The sequence below is a fragment of the Vibrio sp. 1249-1 genome (genome assembly GCF_033340495.1).
The window spans coordinates 1-983 of the sequence record NZ_JAWOWJ010000179.1 but is presented as its reverse complement, the minus strand read 5'-3'; the positions used below and the strand labels follow the sequence as shown (position 1 = coordinate 983).

The following is a 983-nucleotide window of genomic DNA, read 5'->3' as shown; positions in this document are numbered from 1 at the left end:
GAGCCACAACGTAGCAAAGGAGGTTTACGATGACTGGTGCACAACTTGTCGTAGCCGCTTTAAGACAGCAAGGCATCAAGACGGTGTTTGGTTATCCCGGTGGAGCCATCATGCCAATCTATGATGCCTTGTATGACGGAGGTGTCGAGCACATCTTATGCCGTCATGAACAAGGGGCCGCCATGGCCGCCATCGGGATGGCTCGATCCACTCAAGATGTTGCCGTGTGCATGGCAACTTCCGGCCCTGGGGCCACCAACCTTGTTACCGGCCTAGCCGACGCTTTCCTTGATTCCGTTCCTTTGGTAGCCATCACAGGTCAGGTTGCCAGCTCTCATATCGGTACCGATGCGTTCCAAGAAATGGATGTGATTGGTATGTCTCTCGCCTGTACTAAGCACAGTTATCTTGTTACTGACATTGAAGATCTTGCCCCTACGCTAGCCGAAGCGTTTGAAGTGGCCAAAACGGGTCGTCCGGGCCCGGTCATTGTCGATATTGCGAAAGATGTTCAGCTTGCTCAAGCCCCAACAGAATTACTGCCACCTTACGTTGCACCTGAAATCGAAGACGTCAGCGCTGAAGACATCAAACGCGCGCAAGACGTACTGGCGGCGTCCACTCGCCCGGTATTGTATGTCGGCGGCGGTGTGCAGCATGCGAAAGCAACAGATGCAGTGAGAGAGTTCTTACGTCTGAACCCGATGCCAGCGGTAAGCACTCTGAAAGGCTTAGGTACGATTGAACGCCATGACCCTCACTACTTAGGCATGTTGGGTATGCACGGCACCAAAGCGGCCAACCTTGTGGTTCAAGAAGCGGATCTGTTGATTGTCGTAGGTGCGCGTTTTGATGACCGTGTGACGGGCAAACTCGATACCTTTGCGCCGCACGCCAAAGTCATCCATATCGACATCGATGCGGCAGAAATCCATAAGCTTCGCCACGCAAACGCACCACTGCGAGGCGACATCAATACCATT

The 983-nt window shown here is 53.4% G+C and carries 1 protein-coding gene; it reads left to right on the top strand.

Going from position 1 to position 983, the window contains the following annotated elements; all coding sequences use genetic code 11:
* Positions 1 to 29 precede the first annotated feature (29 nt).
* Positions 30 to 983, top strand: a 954-nt coding sequence (locus R7Z50_RS25075; protein WP_318149433.1) for a thiamine pyrophosphate-binding protein, incomplete at its 3' end; no start/stop codon positions are given.